Origin of the sequence: Geminicoccus flavidas (assembly GCF_009806515.1) — a bacterium.
GTDB classification, from domain to species: domain Bacteria; phylum Pseudomonadota; class Alphaproteobacteria; order Geminicoccales; family Geminicoccaceae; genus Geminicoccus; species Geminicoccus flavidus.
The window spans coordinates 1-520 of record NZ_WUJP01000050.1; the positions used below are offsets into that span (position 1 = coordinate 1).

General features: G+C 69.0%; 1 protein-coding gene. It reads left to right on the forward strand.

Features of this window, described 5'->3' with window-relative positions; all coding sequences use genetic code 11:
* Positions 1-520, forward strand: a 520-nt coding sequence (locus EQG76_RS01360; protein WP_159709917.1) for an ATP-binding cassette domain-containing protein, incomplete at both ends; no start/stop codon positions are given.

A 520-nucleotide genomic window follows, 5' to 3' on the forward strand; every position in this document is an offset into this window, starting at 1 on the left:
GCAAGGTGATGGCCGAGGCCGTACTGGGCCGGCTCGGCATGGATCCGGAGCGGCCGACCGCACCCATCTCGGGCGGCGAGGCCAGGCGGATCTCGCTGGCGGCAGCACTCGTGGTGGAGCCGGACGTGCTGCTGCTGGACGAACCGACCAACCATCTGGACATCGCGTCCATCGAGTGGCTGGAGGCGGAGCTGGCTTCGTTCGCGGGTGCGCTGGTGATCATCAGCCATGACCGGCGCCTGCTGGCCAACGTGTCGGCGGTCACGTGGTGGTTGGATCGCGGCAAGATCCGGGTGCACGACCGGGGCTTTGCCGATTTCGAGAACTGGTCGGAGCAGGTGCTGGCCGAGGAGGAGGCCAACCTCTACCGGCTGCAGAAGCGGATCGAGGCGGAGGAGCACTGGCTGCACCGCGGTGTGACCGCAAGGCGCAAGCGCAACATGGGGCGGCTGCGGCGGCTGCAGGACCTGCGCCAGCAGAAGCGGTCCTGGGTCGGCCGGACTGGCAGCGTCGATCTGCG